Annotated in this window: 24 protein-coding genes; 2 read left to right on the forward strand and 22 right to left on the reverse strand. The window is 39.9% G+C overall.

Annotated elements, in window-relative coordinates:
• Window positions 1-4 precede the first annotated feature (4 nt).
• From ftsH to NE668_RS07995, 21 genes are all read right to left on the reverse strand, one after another.
• Window positions 5-1,933, reverse strand: a complete 1,929-nt coding sequence (ftsH, locus tag NE668_RS07895; protein WP_227037921.1) for an ATP-dependent zinc metalloprotease FtsH — start codon at window positions 1,931-1,933, stop codon at window positions 5-7.
• A gap of 88 nt (window positions 1,934-2,021) precedes the next feature.
• Complete coding sequence (gene hpt, locus NE668_RS07900) at window positions 2,022-2,567, reverse strand: hypoxanthine phosphoribosyltransferase (protein ID WP_004698467.1); 546 nt, start codon at window positions 2,565-2,567, stop codon at window positions 2,022-2,024.
• 23 nt (window positions 2,568-2,590) lie between these two features.
• Window positions 2,591-3,589 carry a tRNA lysidine(34) synthetase TilS gene (gene tilS / locus NE668_RS07905; RefSeq protein ID WP_105087045.1) on the reverse strand — a complete coding sequence of 333 codons (999 nt, stop codon included), beginning with the start codon at window positions 3,587-3,589 and terminating at the stop codon, window positions 2,591-2,593.
• Window positions 3,558-4,454 (reverse strand): Ppx/GppA phosphatase family protein, encoded by an 897-nt coding sequence (locus NE668_RS07910; protein ID WP_227037920.1) that lies wholly within the window; start codon window positions 4,452-4,454, stop codon window positions 3,558-3,560. The genes tilS and NE668_RS07910 overlap by 32 nt, the downstream gene beginning before the upstream one ends.
• Before the next feature lie 97 nt (window positions 4,455-4,551).
• Window positions 4,552-4,953 (reverse strand): S1 RNA-binding domain-containing protein, encoded by a 402-nt coding sequence (locus NE668_RS07915; protein ID WP_004695410.1) that lies wholly within the window; start codon window positions 4,951-4,953, stop codon window positions 4,552-4,554.
• A 69-nt stretch (window positions 4,954-5,022) separates the two neighbouring features.
• Window positions 5,023-5,355, reverse strand: coding sequence for an FtsB family cell division protein (locus NE668_RS07920; RefSeq protein ID WP_004698500.1), 333 nt, complete (start codon window positions 5,353-5,355; stop codon window positions 5,023-5,025).
• Window positions 5,356-5,532: 177 nt separating this feature from the next.
• Window positions 5,533-6,480 (reverse strand): L-lactate dehydrogenase, encoded by a 948-nt coding sequence (locus NE668_RS07925; RefSeq protein WP_227037919.1) that lies wholly within the window; start codon window positions 6,478-6,480, stop codon window positions 5,533-5,535.
• Between the two features lie 94 nt (window positions 6,481-6,574).
• Entirely contained in the window at window positions 6,575-7,390 is an 816-nt protein-coding gene (locus NE668_RS07930; protein ID WP_004695404.1) for a hypothetical protein, read from the reverse strand.
• A 101-nt stretch (window positions 7,391-7,491) separates the two neighbouring features.
• Window positions 7,492-7,962 carry a 2-amino-4-hydroxy-6-hydroxymethyldihydropteridine diphosphokinase gene (gene folK / locus NE668_RS07935; RefSeq protein WP_004695402.1) on the reverse strand — a complete coding sequence of 157 codons (471 nt, stop codon included), beginning with the start codon at window positions 7,960-7,962 and terminating at the stop codon, window positions 7,492-7,494.
• On the reverse strand, window positions 7,962-8,324 hold the full coding sequence (gene folB / locus NE668_RS07940; protein ID WP_004695400.1) for a dihydroneopterin aldolase: 363 nt from the start codon (window positions 8,322-8,324) through the stop codon (window positions 7,962-7,964). The genes folK and folB overlap by 1 nt, the downstream gene beginning before the upstream one ends.
• Window positions 8,324-9,157, reverse strand: a complete 834-nt coding sequence (gene folP, locus NE668_RS07945) for a dihydropteroate synthase (RefSeq protein WP_004695397.1) — start codon at window positions 9,155-9,157, stop codon at window positions 8,324-8,326. Before folP ends, folB begins: the two co-directional genes overlap by 1 nt.
• A complete protein-coding gene (folE, locus tag NE668_RS07950; RefSeq protein ID WP_004695394.1) occupies window positions 9,150-9,719 on the reverse strand; it encodes a GTP cyclohydrolase I in 570 nt (189 codons plus the stop codon). Before folE ends, folP begins: the two co-directional genes overlap by 8 nt.
• A gap of 8 nt (window positions 9,720-9,727) precedes the next feature.
• Entirely contained in the window at window positions 9,728-11,284 is a 1,557-nt protein-coding gene (locus NE668_RS07955) for an ABC-F family ATP-binding cassette domain-containing protein (protein WP_227037918.1), read from the reverse strand.
• A gap of 110 nt (window positions 11,285-11,394) precedes the next feature.
• Window positions 11,395-12,534 (reverse strand): amidohydrolase, encoded by a 1,140-nt coding sequence (locus NE668_RS07960; protein ID WP_008603490.1) that lies wholly within the window; start codon window positions 12,532-12,534, stop codon window positions 11,395-11,397.
• 126 nt (window positions 12,535-12,660) lie between these two features.
• On the reverse strand, window positions 12,661-13,599 hold the full coding sequence (locus NE668_RS07965) for a S66 peptidase family protein (RefSeq protein WP_004695389.1): 939 nt from the start codon (window positions 13,597-13,599) through the stop codon (window positions 12,661-12,663).
• 89 nt (window positions 13,600-13,688) lie between these two features.
• Window positions 13,689-15,290, reverse strand: a complete 1,602-nt coding sequence (locus tag NE668_RS07970; protein ID WP_004695386.1) for a peptide ABC transporter substrate-binding protein — start codon at window positions 15,288-15,290, stop codon at window positions 13,689-13,691.
• Window positions 15,287-16,105, reverse strand: coding sequence for a serine hydrolase (locus NE668_RS07975; RefSeq protein WP_008603492.1), 819 nt, complete (start codon window positions 16,103-16,105; stop codon window positions 15,287-15,289). Before NE668_RS07975 ends, NE668_RS07970 begins: the two co-directional genes overlap by 4 nt.
• A 12-nt stretch (window positions 16,106-16,117) precedes the next feature.
• Window positions 16,118-17,065 carry an ABC transporter ATP-binding protein gene (locus tag NE668_RS07980; protein ID WP_227037916.1) on the reverse strand — a complete coding sequence of 316 codons (948 nt, stop codon included), beginning with the start codon at window positions 17,063-17,065 and terminating at the stop codon, window positions 16,118-16,120.
• Complete coding sequence (locus NE668_RS07985; protein WP_008603495.1) at window positions 17,065-18,045, reverse strand: ABC transporter ATP-binding protein; 981 nt, start codon at window positions 18,043-18,045, stop codon at window positions 17,065-17,067. The genes NE668_RS07980 and NE668_RS07985 overlap by 1 nt, the downstream gene beginning before the upstream one ends.
• Window positions 18,045-18,944, reverse strand: a complete 900-nt coding sequence (locus NE668_RS07990; RefSeq protein ID WP_008603497.1) for an ABC transporter permease — start codon at window positions 18,942-18,944, stop codon at window positions 18,045-18,047. The genes NE668_RS07985 and NE668_RS07990 overlap by 1 nt, the downstream gene beginning before the upstream one ends.
• Window positions 18,937-19,869, reverse strand: coding sequence for an ABC transporter permease (locus NE668_RS07995; RefSeq protein ID WP_004695374.1), 933 nt, complete (start codon window positions 19,867-19,869; stop codon window positions 18,937-18,939). The genes NE668_RS07990 and NE668_RS07995 overlap by 8 nt, the downstream gene beginning before the upstream one ends.
• Before the next feature lie 135 nt (window positions 19,870-20,004).
• Between NE668_RS07995 and NE668_RS08000 the strand changes: the two genes are divergently transcribed.
• Entirely contained in the window at window positions 20,005-20,838 is an 834-nt protein-coding gene (locus tag NE668_RS08000) for a pyridoxamine kinase (protein WP_021147854.1), read from the forward strand.
• Window positions 20,839-20,859: 21 nt separating this feature from the next.
• Window positions 20,860-21,444: a DUF805 domain-containing protein gene (locus NE668_RS08005; protein ID WP_004695370.1), complete on the forward strand. Its 585-nt coding sequence runs from the start codon at window positions 20,860-20,862 to the stop codon at window positions 21,442-21,444.
• A gap of 129 nt (window positions 21,445-21,573) precedes the next feature.
• On the opposite strand, the gene NE668_RS08010 is transcribed toward NE668_RS08005, so the two are convergent.
• On the reverse strand, window positions 21,574-22,743 hold the full coding sequence (locus NE668_RS08010) for a hypothetical protein (RefSeq protein ID WP_004695368.1): 1,170 nt from the start codon (window positions 22,741-22,743) through the stop codon (window positions 21,574-21,576).
• Between the last annotated feature and the right edge of the window lie 36 nt (window positions 22,744-22,779).

Here is a 22,779-nt window from a genome sequence, read left to right on the forward strand (position 1 = left end):
TCCATTATTTAATTTCATTAGATGATGCTTCACTAGGATCTGCTACAGTACTAGTTATTTCTTTAGCATCAACACTCTCTGGTACTACGCTACCTTCTACTTCAGAAGCTACTTTAGGCTCCTCAGCTTCAGGTTCTTTTGTTGTACCATATTTGTAAAGATTATCTACCGCTTTCGCATCGATTGTTTCCTCTTCTAACAAAGCATTTGCCATGTCATGTAAGAATTTTTCATTATCGCTAAGAAGTTTTGTTACATCTTTATAAGCTTCTTCTACGATACGATGAATTTCAGAGTCGATTTTCGCAGCGATTTCTTCACTATAGTTGCGCTCATGGCCTAGGTTTTTTCCTAAGAAGATTTGTTCTTGTTGTTCACCAAACACGATAGGACCAAGCTCATCGCTCATCCCCCAACGCGTTACCATAGCGCGAGCAGTATTAGTTACACTTTGAAGGTCCCCAGAAGCGCCTGTACTGATTTCATCTAAAATCAAGGCTTCTGCAATTCGACCACCAAGAGCAACTCGAATATCTGCTAATAATTGAGATTTTGTTTTGTAGTTTTGTTCCTCAGTAGGAAGCATCATAGTGTAGCCACCAGCTGCACCACGAGGAATAATCGTTACTTTATGAACAGGATCTGCATGAGGCAATAGATGTGCCACGATAGCATGACCAGATTCATGGTATGCTGTCAATTTACGATCCTTATCGCTCACAATATGACTGCGGCGTTCAGGTCCCATACTAACTTTTTCACTGGCTTCTTCAACTTCAGCCATAGTAATTACTTTTTTGTTAAGACGAGCCGCCAAAAGAGCTGCTTCATTTAACAAATTGCTCAAGTCTGCACCAGTAAAGCCTGGAGTTTTCTTCGCAATCGTTTTCAAGTCTACATCATCAGCCAAAGGCTTATTACGAGCATGAACTTTCAAAATTGCTTCACGGCCGCGTAGATCTGGACGACCTACAATAACTTGACGGTCAAAACGACCTGGACGTAAAAGTGCAGGATCTAGAATATCTGGGCGGTTTGTTGCAGCGATAGTAATAATACCTTCGTTGGCACCAAAGCCATCCATTTCAACGAGCAATTGGTTTAATGTTTGTTCACGTTCATCGTGACCACCACCAAGGCCGGCACCACGTTGGCGACCAACCGCATCAATTTCGTCTATAAAGATGATACATGGGGCGTTCTTTTTCGCTTGTGTGAAAAGATCACGCACACGAGAAGCACCAACACCAACGAACATCTCTACAAAGTCAGAACCAGAAATCGTAAAGAATGGTACCCCTGCTTCACCAGCAACAGCTTTAGCAAGTAATGTTTTGCCTGTACCTGGAGGTCCTGCCAATAATACACCTTTCGGAATTTTAGCACCGATAGTTGTAAATTTGCCTGGATCCTTTAAGAACTCTACTACTTCTTCTAATTCTTGTTTTGCTTCTTCAGCGCCAGCTACATCTTTGAAGCTAACCTTTACATTGCCTTCACCCATCAATTTAGCACGGCTTTTACCAAAGTTCATCACTCGGCCACCGCCACCTTGCGTTTGTTGCATGATGAAGAAGAATAATACTACCAAGATGATAATCGGAATAGCAGAACCTAACAAGCTCATCCACCAAGCAGGTTGCTCAGGTGGAGCTGCAGTAATTTCTACACCATTATCTTGTAAAGTTTTGATTAATGTTTCATCAGTTGGCGCATAAGAATTGAATTCTGTTCCATTTTTTAGTTTACCTTTAATACCATGATCATTGGTAATCGTTACGGACTCAACCTTTTTCTGTTGTACTTGTTGAATAAATCCTGTATAACTGAGTTCAGATTTATTCGCACTTTGACCAGAGAAAGCGTCAATGGCGATAACGAAAGCGGCAATGATAAGTAAATAAAGGACGATATTTTTAGTAAATCGACCCAAAATATTACCCCTTTCAATAATAGTTTAGTGGCATAAACGAATTGAGTACATCTCGTTGAGAGATGCACTCATATATTATATCATATTTTTAATCTTGATACATTTCTTCCTTTAAAATACCTATATAAGGTAAGTGACGATATTTTTCTGCATAGTCTAAACCATAGCCGATAACAAAGTAGTCAGGGATGACAAAGCCCACATAGTCTACTTCTACATCCATTTTACGGCGTTCAGGCTTATTCAACAACGCTGCAAGGCGTACACTCTTAGCTCCACGAGCATGTAAATTTTCTAGCAAGTAATGTAATGTTGTACCCGTATCTACAATATCTTCTACGACGAGTACATGCTTTCCTTCTACAGAGCGATCTAAATCTTTTAAAATTCGAACTACACCTGTACTAGTTGTACCACTGCCATAGCTAGAGCAAGAAATAAAATCGAAGCTTACATCCACATTCTCATCGATAGAGCGAGCTAAATCTGTAAAGAAAACGATAGCACCTTTCAATACACCTACGAGAACTACGGATTCCCCTTTATAGTCAGCACTGATTTGACGACCTAATTCAGCCACACGAGCCTTTAATTGTTCCTCTGTATATAAAATATCTTTTGCATCTTGATGCATCTATATGACCTCCGCGATTCATATTAATGTTTGCAATATACCTTTATTGTATCACATTGAGCACTTACTTTTATACTTTTAATATTGAAAGTTTTCCCTTCCCCAGTGTTAACAATATCGAGTAATTGCTCTTGATGAGCAGTGGTAAGCTTGATTTCAGGATCAAAGATGCTCACCAGTCTTTGCCACAATCGACGTTGGATAGACAACGGCTTCTTACGTAACCCCCTACGAGATATAAACGCGCCCTCATCAGAGATAGTTACTAACTCATCAAACGCCATATCCGTTAAATTAGAAATAAGAGAAATGTCTTCGCGTACAGAAGCCCCTAGCCTTACTATGGCATCGCTAACGATAGGATTAATGGCTTTTAACTCAGGTATAATGCGATGACGAATTCTATTTCTTTGATATCGTACATCCTCATTTGTACTATCTATACAGTAAGAAATATCTTTCTCTTTTAAATATAGAAGTAATTCTTCTTTTGTGACATCTAACAGAGGTCTTACTACTGGAACAGTATAATCATTACTAACAACGGCCATGCCTGTCAAACCATTAAGTCCAGTCCCTCTAATAAGATGTGCTAAAATTGATTCTGCTTGGTCATCTTTATGATGAGCTACTGCAATATAGTCATACCCCTCAGACTGTGCTATACCGGTTAGCCATTGATACCGAACTTGGCGGCCTATAGTTTCCTCTGATAGCTTTTGAGCTTGACTCAATTTAGGCACGTCAAAGACAGCCGTATAAAATGGCAGTCCTAGTACGTCCGCTTGATTTCGTAACCATAGGACCTCATCCTTACTTTCAGGACGAATACAATGATCTACTATAGCAACTCCAAGCTCATATACTGTATGGCGATGTGTAGCAATATCTTGCAATAAATGCAATAAAGCCATCGAATCAGGACCACCAGAACAAGCTACCAAGATACGACAATTCTCAGGAAATATATCATGTAATTTTAAAGTGTGATTAACGGTTCGAATGAGTGCTTTCACATTCACGGGCCATCGCCTCCATACCATCTTGGTCGCTCACAAATACATGAGGGACCTCATAGGAATCCATAAAGGACGTTAAAATCTCTGCCCCAGCAACAATAATGTCGGCACGCCCAGCGGGTAAACCTTTTACTTGTAGTCTCTCATCACGACTCATATACCGCAAATTCATAATAATGCCTTCCACCGTTTCACGGCTCAATTTATGACCTTGTACCTTTGTGCCATCATAATGGTCTAAACCTAAATCAATAGCAGCCAAGGTTGTTAGGGTTCCTCCAATACCAATGAATTCACCAAATTCACCTTCAATCATCATCGGATCCCAAAGAAAACGGGTTTCCTCCCACACTCGTTGAGGCCCTTCGTCAGATATAGATTGAAGGCGTACCGCTCCCACAGGATAAGAACGGCTCCAGTACACTCCATCCTTGTTACCTAATGCAAGTTCTGTACTACCTCCACCAATATCAATGGTCGTATAATGACGTCCATCCTCTAATTGATTTCCTAAAGCGCCATAAAAGCCATACATGGCCTCTTCAGCACCAGATAAAATTCGCCACTCCATAGGACAGTATGTATTAATACGTTCCATAAATGCAAGTCCATTAGCCGCTTCACGAACAGCGCTCGTCGCAAAACCAAAGCAATAGTCAGCACTGTATTCATTTGCTATTTTTTGTATATCCGTAAAGGCTTGATAGGATGCTTCCATGGATTCATCTCGCAAGGTACCATCTGTATTTCGTTGACCTAAACGAGTAGTCCACAACTGCTTAGGCTCATAACGCCACTCGTTATTCTCATAGGTAGCCAATAATAAGCGCACCGAATTAGAGCCAATATCGATAATTGCTAACTTCATAATTGCTCCTTACATATAAATAGATTTTTCCTAATACTATTATAGCGTTAATACTCTATACATAAGTAAAGAGATGGCTAGATGCCATCTCTCACTATTAATCTCGACGACCACCTCGGCCTCCGCGTTTTCCTTCGGTATTACGTTTTAAATCGTGTAATCGTTCATTGCTATCGCGCAAAAATGATTTCATCTTCGCTTCGAAAGACTCTATGCTTTGTTTCGATTGAACACGATGAGGACGTTTTTCTTCATCCATCCCCTCTTTAGGTTGTGTTTGACGAATGGAAAGTCCTATTTTATTCCCATCAATAGATAAAACCTTAACCTTTACTGGATCCTCAACCTTTAAAAGGGTATTAATATCTTCAATATACCCATGAGCTACTTCAGAAATATGAACTAACCCTGTTTGCTTTTCTCCTAAATCAACAAATACGCCGAATTTTGTAATACCTGATACGGTACCATCAATAATGTTACCAACTTCGATTGCCATGCAACCTCCTAATTAATGCGGAAACCTTAAACTACAAACTGATGCAAAGAAAAAATAATAGAATACACTCTATTTTACATATGGTACTTCACCAGGCTTTACCAATCCTAACTCCTCACGAGCAACCCCTTCTATGGTCTTTGGATCTTGTAACCTAGCCTTTTCCTGTTCTAACTCTTCATTTCGCTGCTGTAACTCTTGCAATTGTTGCTCTATATGTTGTTTTTCTTGATATACAGCCACCAAGCGATAAGCCTGCCCTAACAGTAACAGCACCATAATCCCTATGCCAATTCGCTTGATCCACATGAGGATAATACGCTGGTCCTGTGCTTTGCGATTAGGACGAACCCGTTTGCGTGGCCTTTTTGGGCGTTGTACATCCATAGTGTCCTGAGTCATAATGTCCCCCAAATATTCATCATCTGTATACTGTCATTTTTAGATTATACCACATAACAGAGCTTGGGACTAAAGAAAATTACAGATATTTCTCATTAAGAACGGTAACATAAATCCGTATAAATTTAAAACTCCATATGCAATGTAAACTTTCTATATACAAAAGTAAATATCCACTTACATAGCCTCAGCCTTTGCAACATGTTCACGAATGACAGCACAAGAAGCTTTAAATAAAGCTAGCTCTTCATTAGTTAGTTGCAGTTCAAAAACATCTTCGATACCATCTTTACCAATAACAGCAGGAGTAGATGCAAATATTCCTTCTTCTCCATATTGTCCATTTAAATAACAGGAGCAAGGCAATACCTTCTTTTCATCATGGAATACGGCGCGAATCAATTCTGTGGTAGCACTCGCAATACCAAACTCCGTAGAGCCTTTACCAGCTAGTACATGATAGCCACCAATTTTAACATCATCTAGTACTTTTGTATGGTCAAGTTTAGGAAATCTATGAGGTAGCTCTCGATATAATTCTAAAAGTGGTTTACCTTGTACACAGACATGGGACCACGGCACCATGGCACTACCTCCATGTTCACCTAAACAGTAGGCCGTAATAGAGCGATTACTAATAGTAAAGATATGAGCTAATTCTTTTTGCAATCTAGCTGAATCTAGAGCGGTTCCCGTTGAAATAATACGCTTAGGATTCCACTCAAGATGTTTACATAAATAGGTAGCTACTACATCAACAGGATTAGAAATGGAAATGATGAAACCTTGAAAAGAAGACTGCTTAATACGTGGAATAACGTCTTCTAGTACAGCCACTGTTTCACCAAGGCTCTCAAGGCGATCCTGATACAAATTCGGCAAAGGCCCCGCACTAAAAACGAGGATATCACAATCTCCACATTCTTCAATAGGACCTGATGTAGCAGTTACTTGATGTGGAATATAGCTAACGGCATCATTAATATCCATAGCTTGCGCCTGAGCTTTTTTCTCGTCAATATCCATCAAATATAATTCATCAACCTCACCTTGCAAGGCTAAAGAAAATGCCACATGAGAGCCTACATGGCCAGTGCCAATAATACCTACCTTACGTAACTTCATAAGAGCCTCCATACCTTAGCATAAAACGATAGCATATCCTCAAATGCCAATTATTTAAATCACGTATATCTGTATATGATTTATCTTAATAGAATCATAACTCATTTAAATTCATCTCATCCAAATTGAGTGGGAACAAATCTTTTCCTTCCATCGCTTGAGGAGATTTTTCTAAATATTGTTTACGCATGGACCATAAAATATCCAAATCTGTAGGATCCAATTTTGATAATGCATATATCATAGTAAAGTCAGAACCATAGTGCCCACGTAAGCTATCAGGTACACCCTTAGAGCCTTCACCACTAATGCGGTTATTAAAGAACCCTTGGATACGACGATTACCTAAATCTATAATAATAAAACCTGATCCATCATACACATATAATGTATGATTAACACGTTTTAATGCACGTACTGTATTCGTAATAAAATACTGGTCCTTCAAATCAATGAGGGACGACTCATAACCAGAATGGTAAAAGTCACCATAATAATGGGCCCCTCCATCAGTAGACTCCAACAAGCCTTTAAATTCTTTTTGCTCTTCAGCACTGAAATCGGATAAAGATTTTAGCTTTGTTATATTCCGTAAACCTCGTTGGTAATCATCCGATTTAGTTGGCTCTATATGTTGCCCCCTAAAGGTTATTGGCATTAAACGAAGTGCATTATCAGATAAATTATAAATCCCTAGTCCTTCATAACCTAAGAAATACACTTGTGATCCACTAGTCTTCATAGCTAATATTCGTTTTGAAATAATGGCATCACTAGAATTAACCAGTGTATGCGCTTCTGGATCAATACGTACTGTTTTACTATCATAATTTGCTCCTACAGCAAGCCAGTAAGATATCCCCATTATAATAAGTGCCAGTACAAATAATCCAATACGTTTTATATTCATCTACGCTCTCCACGACTTTCCAATCATAAAACGTAAAAGCATGCGTACAATATGTATCGTGTTTACAGTGTATCTAACATTAGATTATATACGATTCTAGCTTATGCACCCAATTGAGCTAATCGGTCAGCAATCTTAGTCCCTTTATATGTGAATGTTGGTAATAGCTGAGATAGCGGTTCTAGTACAAAATTACGATTCCAAAAATGAGGATGCGGTATCACAAGACTCTCATCACACAAAGAAATCATCTTTCCCTCTATATCGTACACTAAAATAATATCCAAATCTAATGTGCGAGGTCCCCAATGAATCAATCGTTTTCGTCCAGCCTCCTGCTCTAATTGCTGAATAAGGCTGAGCATTTGATGTGGATCTAGAGTGCTTTCACAAGACCATACGCCATTGACAAAGGTGTCTTGTTCCGTATATCCCCACGGCTCAGTTTCAATCAGAGGAGAAGTGACTAGCCTGGAAATTGCCTCATGATGTAGTAAGGATTGAAAAGCAGAACTGATGTAGCCTCTCTTATCCCCCATATTCGAGCCTACACCGATGTAATAGGTATACATCAAATTTGTCCTCTTGTGGTGATAACCTCAACATAATCTAAAATACCTGAAATCGGTACAGATGGTTTACGCACCGTTACAGATAGACCTACGATGCCTTGATAATATTGGTACAAGGAGTCGGCAATAAGCGCCCCTAATCGTTCTAACAGATTATGCTTTTCACCAGTCATAATTGATTCTACAGTTTCATATACCTCTACATAATTGATGGAATCCTCTAATTGATCACTTTGACCAGCCTTTGTAAGATCAGTTATTATTTCTACATCTACAAAAAATCGTTGTCCTTGTTCTTGCTCAGATGCCAAATTTCCGTGATATCCGTAGAATGCCATATTTTTTAAAACGATTCTATCCATTATTCACCTCGTAACAAGCCGTCTGCTACAGCTAAGGCGCGTTTGTGCATTTTCACATTGTGAACTCGCACCATATCGACGCCTTGGAATACGCCTGTAATACAAGCAGCTACCGTACCTTCATCGCGATCTTCTGGAGGCAATCCGCCTAACATAGATCCGATGAAACGCTTGCGGCTTGGAGCAAGCAAAACAGGGTATTCATAAGCAGTTAACTCACCCAAGCGTTGCATAACTTCAATATTTTGTTCTTCAGTTTTACCAAAGCCAATACCTGGGTCAAGCCAGATTTGTTGTGGCGTTACACCCTCTTTCAACGCTTTATCAATAGCGCAGAAGAAGAAAGCTTTCATATCTTCAATGATATCACCATAGTTTGTATCATTACTATTATGCATGATGATAACAGGTACCTTATATTTAGCCACCACCGCGGCCATGTCAGGGTCATAATGTAAGCCCCATACATCATTTAGAATATGTGCCCCTTTTGAGAAAGCATATTCTGCGGTTTTTGCATGATATGTATCGATAGATACAGGAACGGTAGAGGCCTTTAACACAGGTTCTATCAATAAAGAAAGACGTTCTATTTCTTCGTCCGTAGTCAAAGGTGTAGAACCTGGTCGTGTAGACTCAACGCCTAAATCGATAATATCTGCACCATCTTCAATCATTTGTTTCACATGAGCAGTAGCTGTTTCTGGTGTATTAAATTGCCCCCCATCAGAGAAGGAGTCAGGTGTACCATTCAGTATACCCATGATAAGGGTACGATCACACAAAGATAAGTTTTTGCCATCATTCCATGTATAATTTCTACGTTTAAACATTTACCTGTCCTCCGCCTAACATTGCCAACGCTTCATCCCTTACTGTACCTGTTTCAGCTAATACGCCTCGGCTTTCTAATGTAATTACCTTTGAATCTTGCTGCATAGTTCCTTTAATAAGCATACATAATTGAGTCGATGTAATGCGTACAAAAACACCATGAGCAGATAAATCATTCATTATCGCATCTGCTAATTCAGATGCTAACCGCTCTTGTAATTGCGGTCTGCGACTGAGTATATTAACAACATCTTGAAACTTACTGAGCCCTGCCACACATCCATCCTTGGGTTGATACACAATGTCTACAGTCCCAAAGAATGGCAATAAGTGGTGCTCACACATAGAATAAAAGGGAATACCTGTAACGGCTATAAGTCCCTTGTAATCAGTGCTAAACGTTTCACCCCATACCGATTTTGTTTCGACTCCTACGCCACTAAATAACTCACCATATAATTCTGTTACACGACTTGGTGTCTTTTCTAACTCTGGTGCCTCTGTATCAACAGATAAAGCCTCTAAGAATTGCTTTATCCCGTCATTTGCACGTTGATTCATCGGTCCTCCTAAACAATCTTTGTCGTCCAATCTTCAATATTCCAAATATCCGTAACCCAATCTTGATAGAATTCAGGCTCGTGACTTACCAATATAATTGTACCTTTAAAATCACGTAGTGCACGGCTCAGTTCTTCTTTTGCATATATGTCTAAATGGTTAGTCGGTTCGTCTAGGACCAACACATTGTACTTATTCTGCATGAGCTTACATAGGCGAACCTTCGCATTCTCACCACCTGAAAGTACGCGCATTTGAGACGTAATATGTTCATTTGTAAGGCCACAACGAGCTAATGCTGCACGCACCTCTGCATTTGTCATCGCCGGATATTCATTCCAAATATAATCTAATGCTGTTTCAGAATTAGATGGCGTATCCTCTTGGGCAAAATAGCCAACTTGTAAGAATTCACCTTTTACCAACTCACCACTAACAGGCTTTAATAGACCTAAAATAGTCTTCAACAACGTTGTTTTACCTAAACCATTGACACCGCGAATAGCAATTTTTTTGTTTCTTTCAATTTGAAAGTCTACTGGTCTTGTTAATGGTTCATCATAACCTAATTGCAATCCAAAAGCCTCTACGATAAAGCGACTTGGCGTACGGCCTTCTTTAAAGCCAAAAGTGGACTTGATATACTCTTTTGGCTTTTCTAGAATTTCCATCTTTTCTAAGCGCTTTGCTCGAGAATTTGCCATACCACGTGTTGCAACGCGCGCTTTATTGCGCTGAATAAAGTCTTCCATACGCTCAATCTCTTGCTGTTGACGTTCATACGCCTTAGCTGCTTGCGCTTTTTTCACCTCGTAAGCAGCTTGGAACTGATGATAATCACCAGTATAACGCGTAAGCACCGCTTGTTCGATATGGTAAATAACATTGACTACGGAGTTTAAAAACTCCATATCATGAGAAATCAAGATAAAGGCATTTTCATAATTTTGCAAATAGTTTTGCAACCACTGAATATGCTCCACATCAAGATAGTTTGTCGGTTCGTCTAAGAGCAAAATAGTCGGTTTCTCTAGTAATAGTTTTGTGAGCAAAACCTTGGTACGTTGACCACCGCTGAGCTCTGTTACATCTCGATCTAAGCCGATATCCATAAGTCCCAATCCGGCAGCGGTACGCTCAATAACCGCATCAATTTCATAGAACCCACGTTGCTCAAGAATTTCTTGCCATTCCCCTACCTGTTCAAGTAGCTTATTCATTTCATCTTCGGACACATCACCCATGCGATTATACGCATCGTTAATGTTTTGCTCCATGACGAATAAATCATCAAAAGCACGTTGTAATACATCACGGATGGTCATACCTTTTTCAAGAACAGCATGTTGATCCAAATACCCAACAGTTACCTGATTGGACCATTCAATTTTCCCCTCATCAGGTGGCAATTTACCTGTAATGATATTAAGAAACGTAGATTTACCTTCACCATTTGCACCAATGAGGCCTACATGTTCACCTTTTAGCAAACGGAATGATGCATCATCTAAAATTTGTCGCGCTCCAAAACCATGAGTTACATTTGAAACGGTTAAAACACTCATATCTATCTCCACCGGAATAAAAGCCGTCTTGTTGAAGACGGCTTATTTCATACTTACTTAAATATTATATCTATTGTACCTTTTTGACCTCTATATGTCAAAAATTGAACTTACTTACACATCGCATAACGCAAGGCTACAACAGCCATAATCTTAGCACCCTTAATCGCTTGGTCTAACCCATAGTCAGATCCAGCAGCACAAGTAAATTCTGGCGTATGCGCTTCTAAACCTAATCCAATCTGCAAGGTAGGCTGTGCTGTTGGTACTTCGTAAGACACATTACCTACATCAGTGCTACCATCCGCCTCATCATCAGGCAATATACGTGGGCTTTCACCAAATTCAGTCATCACATCTTTAAAGAGATTTAATAACTGTTTATCTTGACGCATATCCTTAAAGAGTGGCTCATAGTGATGCATCTCAACTTGAGCTCCATAGGATGAACCGATTTCTTGGGCTGCCTCTTTAATAGCCGGCAAAATAATACCTTCTAAATCATCCACTGTACTACCACGAACAGTCATACGAATCGTAGCCTTTGGTGTAACCACATTTGGTGCCGTACCTGCCTCTGTAAAGATGGCACCTACAATAGCACCTTTAGGAAAGGTCTTTTTTAAATCTTTTACCCTTTGATATAAGTCTACCGCACAATCTAAGGCATTGATTCCTGAATCTGTTAAGGATGCAATATGACAAGAACGTCCATGGAACGTAACCTCTAGAGGATGTGTCGCCAATGATGTACCTCCCACCTCATTTTCTCCACCTGGATGAATGATAAGTGCTGCCTCATAGCCTTTAAAAAGACCGGCTTCTGCCATATATACCTTACCACCGATAGTTTCCTCTGCAGGGCACCCAAAGAATGTTGTACCCCAATCCTGTGGTGCACTTTGACTAAAAGCAACAGCAGCACCTAAGCTCATCATAGCAATAAGGTTATGACCACAGCCGTGGCCTAGTTCCGGTAACGCATCATATTCACCTAAGAAGGCTATTTTATGCCGTGCAGTACCGTTATAGTCGCCCCGTAACGCTGTTTGTAACTCTGGCCGATTAGTTAGACTTACATGAGATATAAAATTATGTGTTTCTAAGAATTGGTGAATTACCTTTACTGCTTTATGCTCATTCAAGCCCAATTCAGGATTATCGTGTAAATATATGGAAACTGCACGCAATTCCCGTGCCATACTATCTATGATGGCACAGGCGCGAGCCTCTCGTTCTTGTAGTGTCATAACTCCCCTTGTTATTATCTAATATCTTATTACCTATTATTTTATTACCTAATATCACGGTAACTACTATTTTTATCTAATATCTATTTGCCTATTAAGTAAAATCGTTCATCCAAAAGCTCTTAACTATTTCGTATAAGGATGAACGATGATGGTATTAGAAATATATCTAAAGCTAATCGTCGCTCCTAGCGGTAATGTTTGATGTGGCGCCCCATGTCCCGTTGGCACATAGCATACAAAAGGATCTGGTAATTTTGGATTTCTATTTTCCTCCATATAGCGCAATGCTTCATAACCTAAATCGTAATCACGCTCATCTTCATCTCCTTCACAATCTGTAAAGATACCAATGACTAAGCCTTTAATACGGCTCAACAAACCGCTGAGTCGAAATTGTTGTAACATGCGATCCAGCTTATAAGGAGCCTCCCCTACATCTTCAATAAATAGTAAGGTATCTTCCCATGATTCATTCTCTAAAAAATAAGGCGTTCCCGATAACATGGATACCATCGTCATATTACCACCTCGTAAAATACCCTCACCGAGTTCTGTGCCAATCGCACCTCGGGGAGGCTCTGGCAAGGGTTCTATAACTTTTAATTTGCCTTCTAAAGCATTAAATAGCGTATCAATATCTGACTTACGGTCTAATTTAAAATCTACCCCCATAGGTCCATGATAAGTAATGAGGCGGCTATATCGATTAATAGCCATATGAAGTGCTGTACAATCACTATATCCAACAAAAGCCTTCCGATACTTACGAATCGCTTTATAATCTAATAAATCTAAATAGCGCATCGTGCCATAACCACCGCGCAAGGCAAGAACCGTATCACAAGGAGCCACAGTCATCATGTATTGAAATTCTACGGCTTGCTCCTCAGGTGTGCCTCCATATAGCCCCTTTCTCCTTGCACTTTCACCTACAAGCACCTTATAGCCTTTAGCCTTACAAATTTCTTCTATTCTATGTAAATCTTCATCGCTAGCACTAGCAGGTGCCATAATACCTATGGTCATCCCCGGTGCCAAACGTTTTGGTTCAATCCAGTCCATATATCCTCAGAAAATACCTGTTAACTTATAATATATTAATATTCCCATACAACAAAAGACGTACACAAGGTGTACGTCTTAAGTGTATCTTATTTGTATGCTTTTTTAAAGTCAACAAGTCCCAATGTGGTCCAGAAATAATTTTGAATTGTTCCGTTTGTCACATATGGTTGTGTTGTAAAGTACAACGGCATAACAAGAGATTCATCAAAAATCATCTTTTCTGCTTCATGCATCAACGCATCACGAGCCGCCCCATTTGGAGTTGTACGAATACGTGCAATCAACTCATTATACTCATCACTATGATATTGACCATCGTTATCTTCAGCAGAGAATACCTCTAAAAAGTTTTGTGGATCGCTATAATCGGCAACCCAAGAAGCGCGAGCTACTTGGTACTTGCCAGCTTCACGGTCTGCCAAGAATACCTTTGTCTCTTGATTTTGTAAGCGTACATCTGCGCCAAATGCATTTATCCATGCATCTTGAATCGCTTCTGCAATAGCTTTATGTAATTCACTTGTATTATACAAAATCGTAATTTGCGGCAATGGACGATTCTTGCCATAGCCAGCCTTTTTCAGGATTTCCTTGGCTTGCTCTACATCTTCGTATACGAGATAGCTACCAGCTTCACGGAAGTCTTCACGACCATTGCTTTCAAGCATACCATATGGTACGAATGCATAAGCTGGCTCTTTACCGCCTCTAACAATATTATTAACAATATTAGCACGGTTGATAACCATAGAAAAGGCTTTACGCACATCTGGATCTGTGAAAGGTTCTGCTTTCACATTGAATACGTAATAGTAGTTACCAAGCATAGGGCCAATATGTAATAGGCCGGCTTCTTCTAGACGTTTTTGATCCGCTACAGGAGGCTCAACCGTCATATCAGCTTCGCCACCTTCAACTAAGGTAAGGCGTGTACTTTGAGACTCACTAATAGGCCAATTCATTTTCTCTGTCTTCACAGATTCTGCATCCCAATAGTTTGGATTCTTAATGAAATCCATTTCCCCATTATGCTTCCAAGAAAGTAAACGATATGGACCATTAGATACTATTGTTTCCGCATTAGCCGCCCAGTTTTCGTGAGCTTCTACTGCTTTTTTACTCACTGGATAATAGCTATGAGACGCTAATAATTTCAAGAAATAAGCCGTTGGATTTTCTAAGGTAACTACCAATGTATCCTCATCAATAGCTTTAACCCCAACATCTTCAGCTGCAGCTTTACCCGTATTAAAAGCTTCACCATTTTCCAATACATATAACATATATGCATTATCCGCATGGACTTCAGGGTCTAATACGCGCTTCCAAGCGTATTCAAAGTCATAAGCCGTCAAAGGCTCTCCATTGGACCATTTTAAATTAGGTCGTAAATGGAAGGTATACTCACGACCATCATCGGAGATGTCCCAATTTTTAGCAAGTGCTGCTTCAGGTTCACTTTCATCATTCAAACGAACTAGACCATCGAATAATTGAAGTTGAACCGTAGCCTCCGGAGAGGTAGTAGACTTTGCGGGATCCAATGTGGATGGTTCCTGCTCAATAACATAGCGGATTGTGTGTTCATCGATTGGTTGAACACCACGAGGGTACCCAAATACGAATAAGAGTACGCTCACCCCTAGAGCGAGGACCATGAGTTTTAACAAGTTTCGTTTATCCATCATGGCAATGCTTCCTCTACAAATTCTTTCATGATGCGCCCAACTTGAGCGCCTAACTCTTTACCTCGGTCATTATCGATATCGCTCATTAAAAGGATAAAACAAAAATGACCCCTAAATGTTTCTATTACACCCCCATCATGTTCTACACGATCAAGGGATCCTGTTTTATGGTGAAAGCGTATGCCTTCTCCCCAGTAAAATGGTAAGATATCACGGAATTGTTGGCGACCTAAGATATTCCACATTTCTCGGCCATAAGCATCTCTATCACGACATTCAAAAATGTGTTTATACAAACGAGCTAACGACATAGCTGTAATGTGATTATCACGACCTTCAGCTAGGGCGTTAAAGTCCATCATCATGCGATTAAGCTCCATCTCATCCATACCAAGCTTTTCTGCACGAGCATTGATATTTTCCATGCCGAGCACTGTGATGAGTAGATTTGTTGCGATATTATCACTAAGAACCATCATGAGACGGCATAACTCAAGATATGTAAAACTATGTTTACCAACTAACTCTTGTAGTGCGCCGCCACCTTCAACGCGTGGAGTTCTAGATAAAGGAACTGTATCATTAATGTCCAATTGCTCCGTACGAGCTAAATGAAAGACATATTCCATGATAAGTACCTTAATTAAACTCGCACTAGAATGTACAGTATTTTCACCTCTAGCTGCGATGAGTGTTGGTTCCTCTTCATCATCGAATTGTAGCACCGCATAAGATATATTCCCTGCTGGTGCCAATTCTTTAATGACTGTATCTAGTTGATGTTCCAAGGACTTGCCAACAATTAGTTTTTCCATACTATTCTCCCATTATATGTGCCAGCATGCGATGCGGCGATCTGCCCAATCTCGAAGTGGCGGACGTTCTGTAAAACAACGACCTTCCGCTTCTGGACATCGACCACTAAACAGACACCCTTTTGGTGGGTCTAATGGATTTGGTGGATCCCCTTTAAGCGGTGCCCCAATTGGTGCATGTGGCATAACTGGACCATTTAAGGCCGTCAATGCACGGGTATACGGATGCCGAGGGAATTCATATAAGTCCAATGCAGGACCTTCTTCCATGACGGCACCTAAATACATAACAACCATGCGATGACTAATGTAGCGCACCATATTTAAATCATGAGAAATAAAGAGGTACGAAATACCATGCTGTTCTTGTAAACGTTCAAGTAATGTCATAATTTGCACTTGAATTGACACATCTAACGCAGAAATCGGCTCATCACAGATGATACATTGAGGCTGCATAATAAGAGCCCGTGCAATGCCGATACGTTGACGTTGACCACCAGATAATTCATGAGCATAACGCTCACCAAATGACATATTTAAGCCAACTTGGTCAAGCACCTCTTTTACACGAATCACGCGATCTCGGGGTGTATACTTTGGATCCAGTTCTAAAGGCTCCTCTAAAATTGCATTAACCGTAAGCCGCGGATTAAGGGATGCATAAGGATTTTGAAATACCATTTGCATCACCGGGTGAACAGACTCTCTATCCACATAAGGGTTGATATGTCGACCATTCATATAAATAGAACCAGATGTAGCTTGATATAAACCCATCAAAGTATAACCAAATGTAGATTTACCACATCCAGATTCACCTACGATACCTAGGGTTTCCCCTGGTGATTGATATAGACTCACGCCTTGTACGGCATGTACCGTTTGTTTTGGCTTAAATAAGCCGCCTGACAGGGTGAACTCTTTAACGAGATTGTCAGTCTCCCATACGTAACTCATTAAAGTCCCTCCAACTTAGCTAACCAACATGTAAACTGGTGACTTTCACCAACATTTGTAACCATCGGAACCCGACTACCGCAGATTCGCATAGCCCATTTACAACGAGGATTAAATGCGCATCCACGAGGTAAATCAAATAGATCAGGTGGTTGACCTTCAACAGCCTTCAATTCGCCGTGCCATTTACCTTGAGGCAATGCAAGCAACAGCCCCAAAGTATATGGATGACGAGGCTCGCTAAAAATACCATCTACTGTAGCAGACTCAACACATTTACCTGCGTACATAACCATAACCCGATCACAAATTTGAGCAATAACACGTAGGTTATGAGAGATAAAGATAATCCCTATGCCAGCCTCTACGGCTAATGTTTGCATAAGGCGCAAAATTTGTGCCTCTGTAGTAATATCAAGAGCTGTTGTGGGCTCATCACAAATTAAAATCTTGGGACGACCGGCCACTGCCATAGCAATACATACGCGTTGGCGCATTCCACCGCTCAACTCATGAGGATATTGAGATAACCGGCGTTCCGGTGTAGACAGCCCCATCTTCTTCAATAAATCGATGGCAATGGCCCTTTCATCGTAATCTTCACCATACGCATTTGTACGACGGATAACCTCATACATTTGCTCTCCAATGGTCATGATAGGATTCAAGGAGGTCATAGGATCTTGGAACACCATGGCAACCGTCGTACCACGAAGTTCATTCCAATCATCTTCAGTAAATCCTAAACAATCATGACCATCAATCATGAATGTATCCGCTTTAATTTTAGTTTTACCATATGGCAATAAGCCCATTAAAGAGTTAACTAAAACGGATTTACCACACCCAGATTCCCCGACTATACCTAAAATCTCACCAGGGTATAAAGAAATATCTTGATTGCGAATAACTCGCAACGGACCTTGGAAGGTATTGATGGTAATAGATACATTACGTACATCAACAATAGCATTATTCATTATCTATCTCCTTCCTTAGGGTCTAATACATTACGTAAACCGTCGCCAAAAAATGCGAAACCAAGCATGGTAATACTAATAGCAACAGCTGGGAAAATCAATTGGAACGGATAAGAGCGCATGCTACTAATACCTTCAGAAGCTAGTACGCCCCAGCTCGCCATAGGTGCATTTACACCTAAGCCGATAAAACTAAGAAATGCTTCTGTAAAAATAGCCTCAGGAATGGCCAATGTTAAAGTAATAATGATCGGTCCTACACAGTTTGGTAAAATATGACGTAATAAAATTCGACGCTTAGGAATACCCATAGCTTCTGCTGCAATGATGTATTCTTCGTTTTTAACTTTCAAAATTTGGCTGCGTACGATACGGGCCATATTAAGCCAATACGCAATCCCCAACGCTACAAAAATAGAGATTAGCCCAGGTCCAAGTACAACCATCAATAAGATTACGTATAGTAAAAGTGGAATACCATACAAAACATCTACGATCCCCATCATGATACGGTCTACCTTGCCACCTATATAACCCGCAATGCCGCCATAGGCAACGCCAATCACAAGATTAATAAAAGCTGCTACAAAACCAATGGTTAAGGAAATACGAGCGCCGTACATAACACGTGTATAGATATCACGGCCCAATGTATCCGTACCAAACCAATGGCTAAAGCTTGGACTTTGGTTCGCATCAATTAAGGATTGGTCCGCATAGGTATAAGGTGAAATAAGTGGACCTAGAATAGCAAGCACCATCATCACAATAATGATGGTTGCACCAACTACAGCTAAACGATTTACCTTAAATCGTTCCCATTTACTAGGACGTTTTATAAAGCTAGTAATCTCTTCTTGAGGGGCTCGTTCAATAGGTAAAAAGTCTTCCTTATTCATCTGTCCCCTCCTCCGTTGTAACTCGTGGATCGATTAATGGATAAATCATGTCCACCAAAATATTAAGAAATACTACAAGCGCACTATAGAAAATCGTAATACCAAGAATAACCGTATAGTCTCGGTTATAAATAGATGTTACAAAATACTGACCTAGACCAGGAATCGCAAAAATTGTTTCTACGATAAAGCTGCCTGTTAACAAACTAGCTGCCAATGGACCTAAGTACGTAATAACTGGCAAAATTGCATTGCCAAGGGCATGACGTGTCAAAATGGTCCAAGAACCTAGACCTTTTGCTCGAGCTGTACGAATGTATTCTTGTTGATACACGTCAAGTAAACCACTGCGCGTTAAACGAGCAATAAATGCCATCGGTTGCGCTGCTAATGTCAACACAGGTAACACCATGTAAGAGGGGCCACGCCATAAGGCTACCGGGAACCATCCCAATTCAAAGCCTACTATGTACACAAGAACAGCACCGATAATAAATGTTGGTACCGAAATCCCTATTGTAGATAATACAGTTACCGCATAATCTACAATGCTATTAGGTCTCATGGCACTAATCGCACCAGCTGTAATACCACCAACTATAGCTACCATTAAAGATAATAAACCAAGCTGTGCGGAAATTGGGAATGCATCACCAATTATATCGTTTACACTACGGCCTTCATATTTAAATGATGGGCCCAAGTCACCTGTAATGACGCCACCTAAATAATCTCCATACTGTTTCCATACAGGATCATCGAGATGATATTTAGCCTCGATACTTGCTTTCACCTGAGGCGGTAATTTCTTTTCTGTTGTAAAAGGCCCACCAGGTATCGCATGCATTAATGCAAATGTTACGGTAATGATGACCCATAAGATTATGATTGCGCCACCTAGGCGTCGAAATACATACCTCGTCATTGTCACTTTCCTCCATAAAAAGTCTATTCGTTTTATTATACTACATTATGAAGTTAATTTCATGATTAACATCATTACATTTACAGAAAGGCTCACATAACGTACAATAAAATATATGATTATTTGGAGGTGTCTATGATAGCAGTACCTAGAGTTTTAACAATTCAAGACATGAGCTCTATCGGACGCTGTGCCCTTACCGTTATGATTCCTATCATCAGTGCCATGCGCTGTCAGGCGGTTCCTTTGGCGACAGCGGTACTAAGCAATCACTTAGAGTATCCACACTATGAATTCGTTGATTTATCTGCTCATATGAGAGATTTTATGGACTGCTGGGATAAAAACGAAATTGACTTTCACGCTATCGTAAGTGGATTCTTGGCATCACCAGAACAAATTCACCTCGTTGAAGAAGCAATCGATCGATTTGCCTCTAATGGTCAGATGGTTATCGTCGATCCCGCAATGGCCGATGATGGTCGCCTCTATTCCATTTATACTCCTGATATGGTTGTAGCTATGCGCCAACTTGTATCTAAGGCCCACATCGTAAAGCCAAACTATACTGAGGCATGCTTCTTATTAGATATTCCATTCTCAACAAATCCTATTAGCGAAGATGAATTACGTGAGCGATGTAAACAATTACATCACATGGGCCCTGAAATGGTTATCATGACCAGCGTCCCATCGAAAACACATGCTGTTATTGCGGTCTACGATGGACCTACAGACTTTTTAAAAACATACTCTATACCTCTGGTTCCTGTAAAAGCTACAGGGACAGGAGATATTTTTACTGCTGTATTATCTGGTGCTGTAATGAGGGGATATTCTCCTTATGATGCGGCAGAACTGGCAATGAATTTTACTACCAACGCGATTCAAGCAACATTAGATACAGTACAATCGCTAAAACATGGAGTCGCATTTGAGTTAGTTTTGCCAGAATTAACTCAACTATAAGCTATAAATAAAGGGGAACTTATGGATTTACTTTATGTTGTATTAAGAACACTGCTCATATGTACCATCGGTTTACTCATTGCATTCCAAGGACGTCGCATGGGTTTATCGATTTTTAACTTAACGGGACGGTTAAATCGACTACAATTTATCATATGCTTCATCGCTTTAATGATTTTATTTCATATTGTCCACTACATCGATAACATATTCTTGGACTTTGTTGTATCACTACCAGCATATTGGTTGACTAGGGTCATTATTTGGCTCTTATTGGCAACCCTCTTTCCTTTATCTTGTGTCTTATTTGGCCGTCGTATTCACGACATCGGCTTCAATGCATGGGCAGGAATCCTCTGGTCGGTAATCATGATTTTCATCAATACCTACTCTGCCGTATCTCCATTCAATTACATGCTAGAGCTTTTTATATGGCTCATCGGCTTCCTATTCTGGGTATTGCCAGGACAACCTGAGCCTAATCAATATGGCAACCCTCCATTTATGACTGTAAATCGGACAGTTTATGAACCAATACAGACTCCTATATCTAACAAAAAACAAGAAGGTCGAAAAACAGTTCGTAAGCGACGCAAAAAGCGATAATTAAAAATTAACACCCTACAATAAAAAACGTATCTCTATAAGTAATATATACCTTCTTTACTGGACAACCAGTAAAGAGAGTACATATCAAAGAGATACGTTTTTATTATGTCTTCTGTTTTTACAATATTAGTTCATTAACAACATCAACTCAATCAAAGTACAACCTATATATGCAATAATAAACTTAACCTTTTGTTTACGCGCTCTATCATCATCTGCAATTTTAAGTCGATTTGCAAGGAATCGTTTATCTCGAATTTGCAACAAAAGGTGTTTAATTCGCTCTTGGCTTTCATTAGCAGTATACTCATCACAATCAGCTGTCAATGTAGCTTGTTGCATGAAGATGCGTCGGTGTAGTTTACGCATTTGAATTTTAATATTGTTATGTACAAATGCACTTTGCCACTGTTTGCGAGAATCAAAATACATGTACAAATACCGAGGAATATTCATAACCAAGAAGGAAATGATAAAAATCCCTAAGGAAATTAAAAAGTATGTAGAGAATGAAAATTCCAATGTTTCTGTTGGTAAGTAGTGATGCAAGATAATAAATGTAATCCATACACCTATTGGCAATAAAAGAACCGCTGCAATATCGATAGAACGAAGCCAGCTAGTACGAGTTGGCACATCAGGTACTGTAAAAGTATCTACAGGATCATGGAATGCATAGTAATCCAACTGTAACACAGATTGACTGGTACGCGGGTTACCCAAGAGAACGGGTCCATTACTACCAATATGGCGCTCAGGCATGGGTATAAATTTCTTCACTTGTGTATTAGGTAATAAGTCAAACTGAATTATACCCTTCTTCTCAAAGCGTACAGTAGATCCTTTTTCACCTAATGCAATAGGGTTAAAGAAAATACCGAAGAGACTTAGACACCAGTTACCCAACAAGTGTAAAATAGAGTTCAAAATAAACCCACCTGTATCTATATTATTTGTATCTAAACGAATGGCAAAGGATGATGAATAATCATCGAACCATAAATCCTCTAAGGTGAATTCCACATTAATCACATTCCCCCATTTTGTAATAATGGATAGGAATATTTGATTGTTTGGTTCAAATTCAAATGTTACAGCATAAAAGAACCAATGATTACGAAGAGCGGCACGCAACATGCGATTAACCATATCTTCTTCTATATATAATAAGCGATGGTCAAACAAATCTTGTTCTAAAGGTGCTTTTTCTAATACGGGCGCCTTATCCACCACCGCATCTCGATCAGATAATGCTTCATCCACCAAAGCTCGTAATTTGGTGAAGATTTTAGTCATAACCCCTCCAAGGGTGAAATAATAGCTCTTAACACA

This window comes from Veillonella parvula (genome assembly GCF_024461875.1).
GTDB classification, from domain to species: domain Bacteria; phylum Bacillota; class Negativicutes; order Veillonellales; family Veillonellaceae; genus Veillonella; species Veillonella parvula_I.

Bases quoted from the DNA above. Each gene is read 5' to 3' on its own strand.
- NE668_RS07915 (WP_004695410.1), bottom strand. From the start codon at position 4,953: ATGGCAATCGAAGTTGGTAACATTATTGATGGTACCGTATCAGGTATT.
- NE668_RS07980 (WP_227037916.1), bottom strand. From the start codon at position 17,065: ATGAGTTACGTATGGGAGACTGACAATCTCGTTAAAGAGTTCACCCTG.
- NE668_RS07995 (WP_004695374.1), bottom strand. From the start codon at position 19,869: ATGACGAGGTATGTATTTCGACGCCTAGGTGGCGCAATCATAATCTTA.
- NE668_RS08000 (WP_021147854.1), top strand. From the start codon at position 20,005: ATGATAGCAGTACCTAGAGTTTTAACAATTCAAGACATGAGCTCTATC.
- NE668_RS07990 (WP_008603497.1), bottom strand. From the start codon at position 18,944: ATGAATAAGGAAGACTTTTTACCTATTGAACGAGCCCCTCAAGAAGAG.
- folP (WP_004695397.1), bottom strand. From the start codon at position 9,157: ATGTTTAAACGTAGAAATTATACATGGAATGATGGCAAAAACTTATCT.
- NE668_RS07925 (WP_227037919.1), bottom strand. From the start codon at position 6,480: ATGAAGTTACGTAAGGTAGGTATTATTGGCACTGGCCATGTAGGCTCT.
- hpt (WP_004698467.1), bottom strand. From the start codon at position 2,567: ATGCATCAAGATGCAAAAGATATTTTATATACAGAGGAACAATTAAAG.
- folE (WP_004695394.1), bottom strand. From the start codon at position 9,719: ATGAATCAACGTGCAAATGACGGGATAAAGCAATTCTTAGAGGCTTTA.
- NE668_RS07955 (WP_227037918.1), bottom strand. From the start codon at position 11,284: ATGAGTGTTTTAACCGTTTCAAATGTAACTCATGGTTTTGGAGCGCGA.
- NE668_RS07910 (WP_227037920.1), bottom strand. From the start codon at position 4,454: ATGAAGTTAGCAATTATCGATATTGGCTCTAATTCGGTGCGCTTATTA.
- NE668_RS07920 (WP_004698500.1), bottom strand. From the start codon at position 5,355: ATGACTCAGGACACTATGGATGTACAACGCCCAAAAAGGCCACGCAAA.
- folB (WP_004695400.1), bottom strand. From the start codon at position 8,324: ATGGATAGAATCGTTTTAAAAAATATGGCATTCTACGGATATCACGGA.
- NE668_RS07930 (WP_004695404.1), bottom strand. From the start codon at position 7,390: ATGAATATAAAACGTATTGGATTATTTGTACTGGCACTTATTATAATG.
- NE668_RS07975 (WP_008603492.1), bottom strand. From the start codon at position 16,105: ATGGAAAAACTAATTGTTGGCAAGTCCTTGGAACATCAACTAGATACA.
- NE668_RS08005 (WP_004695370.1), top strand. From the start codon at position 20,860: ATGGATTTACTTTATGTTGTATTAAGAACACTGCTCATATGTACCATC.
- folK (WP_004695402.1), bottom strand. From the start codon at position 7,962: ATGTATACCTATTACATCGGTGTAGGCTCGAATATGGGGGATAAGAGA.
- NE668_RS07960 (WP_008603490.1), bottom strand. From the start codon at position 12,534: ATGACACTACAAGAACGAGAGGCTCGCGCCTGTGCCATCATAGATAGT.
- NE668_RS07985 (WP_008603495.1), bottom strand. From the start codon at position 18,045: ATGAATAATGCTATTGTTGATGTACGTAATGTATCTATTACCATCAAT.
- NE668_RS07970 (WP_004695386.1), bottom strand. From the start codon at position 15,290: ATGATGGATAAACGAAACTTGTTAAAACTCATGGTCCTCGCTCTAGGG.
- NE668_RS07965 (WP_004695389.1), bottom strand. From the start codon at position 13,599: ATGGACTGGATTGAACCAAAACGTTTGGCACCGGGGATGACCATAGGT.
- NE668_RS08010 (WP_004695368.1), bottom strand. From the start codon at position 22,743: ATGACTAAAATCTTCACCAAATTACGAGCTTTGGTGGATGAAGCATTA.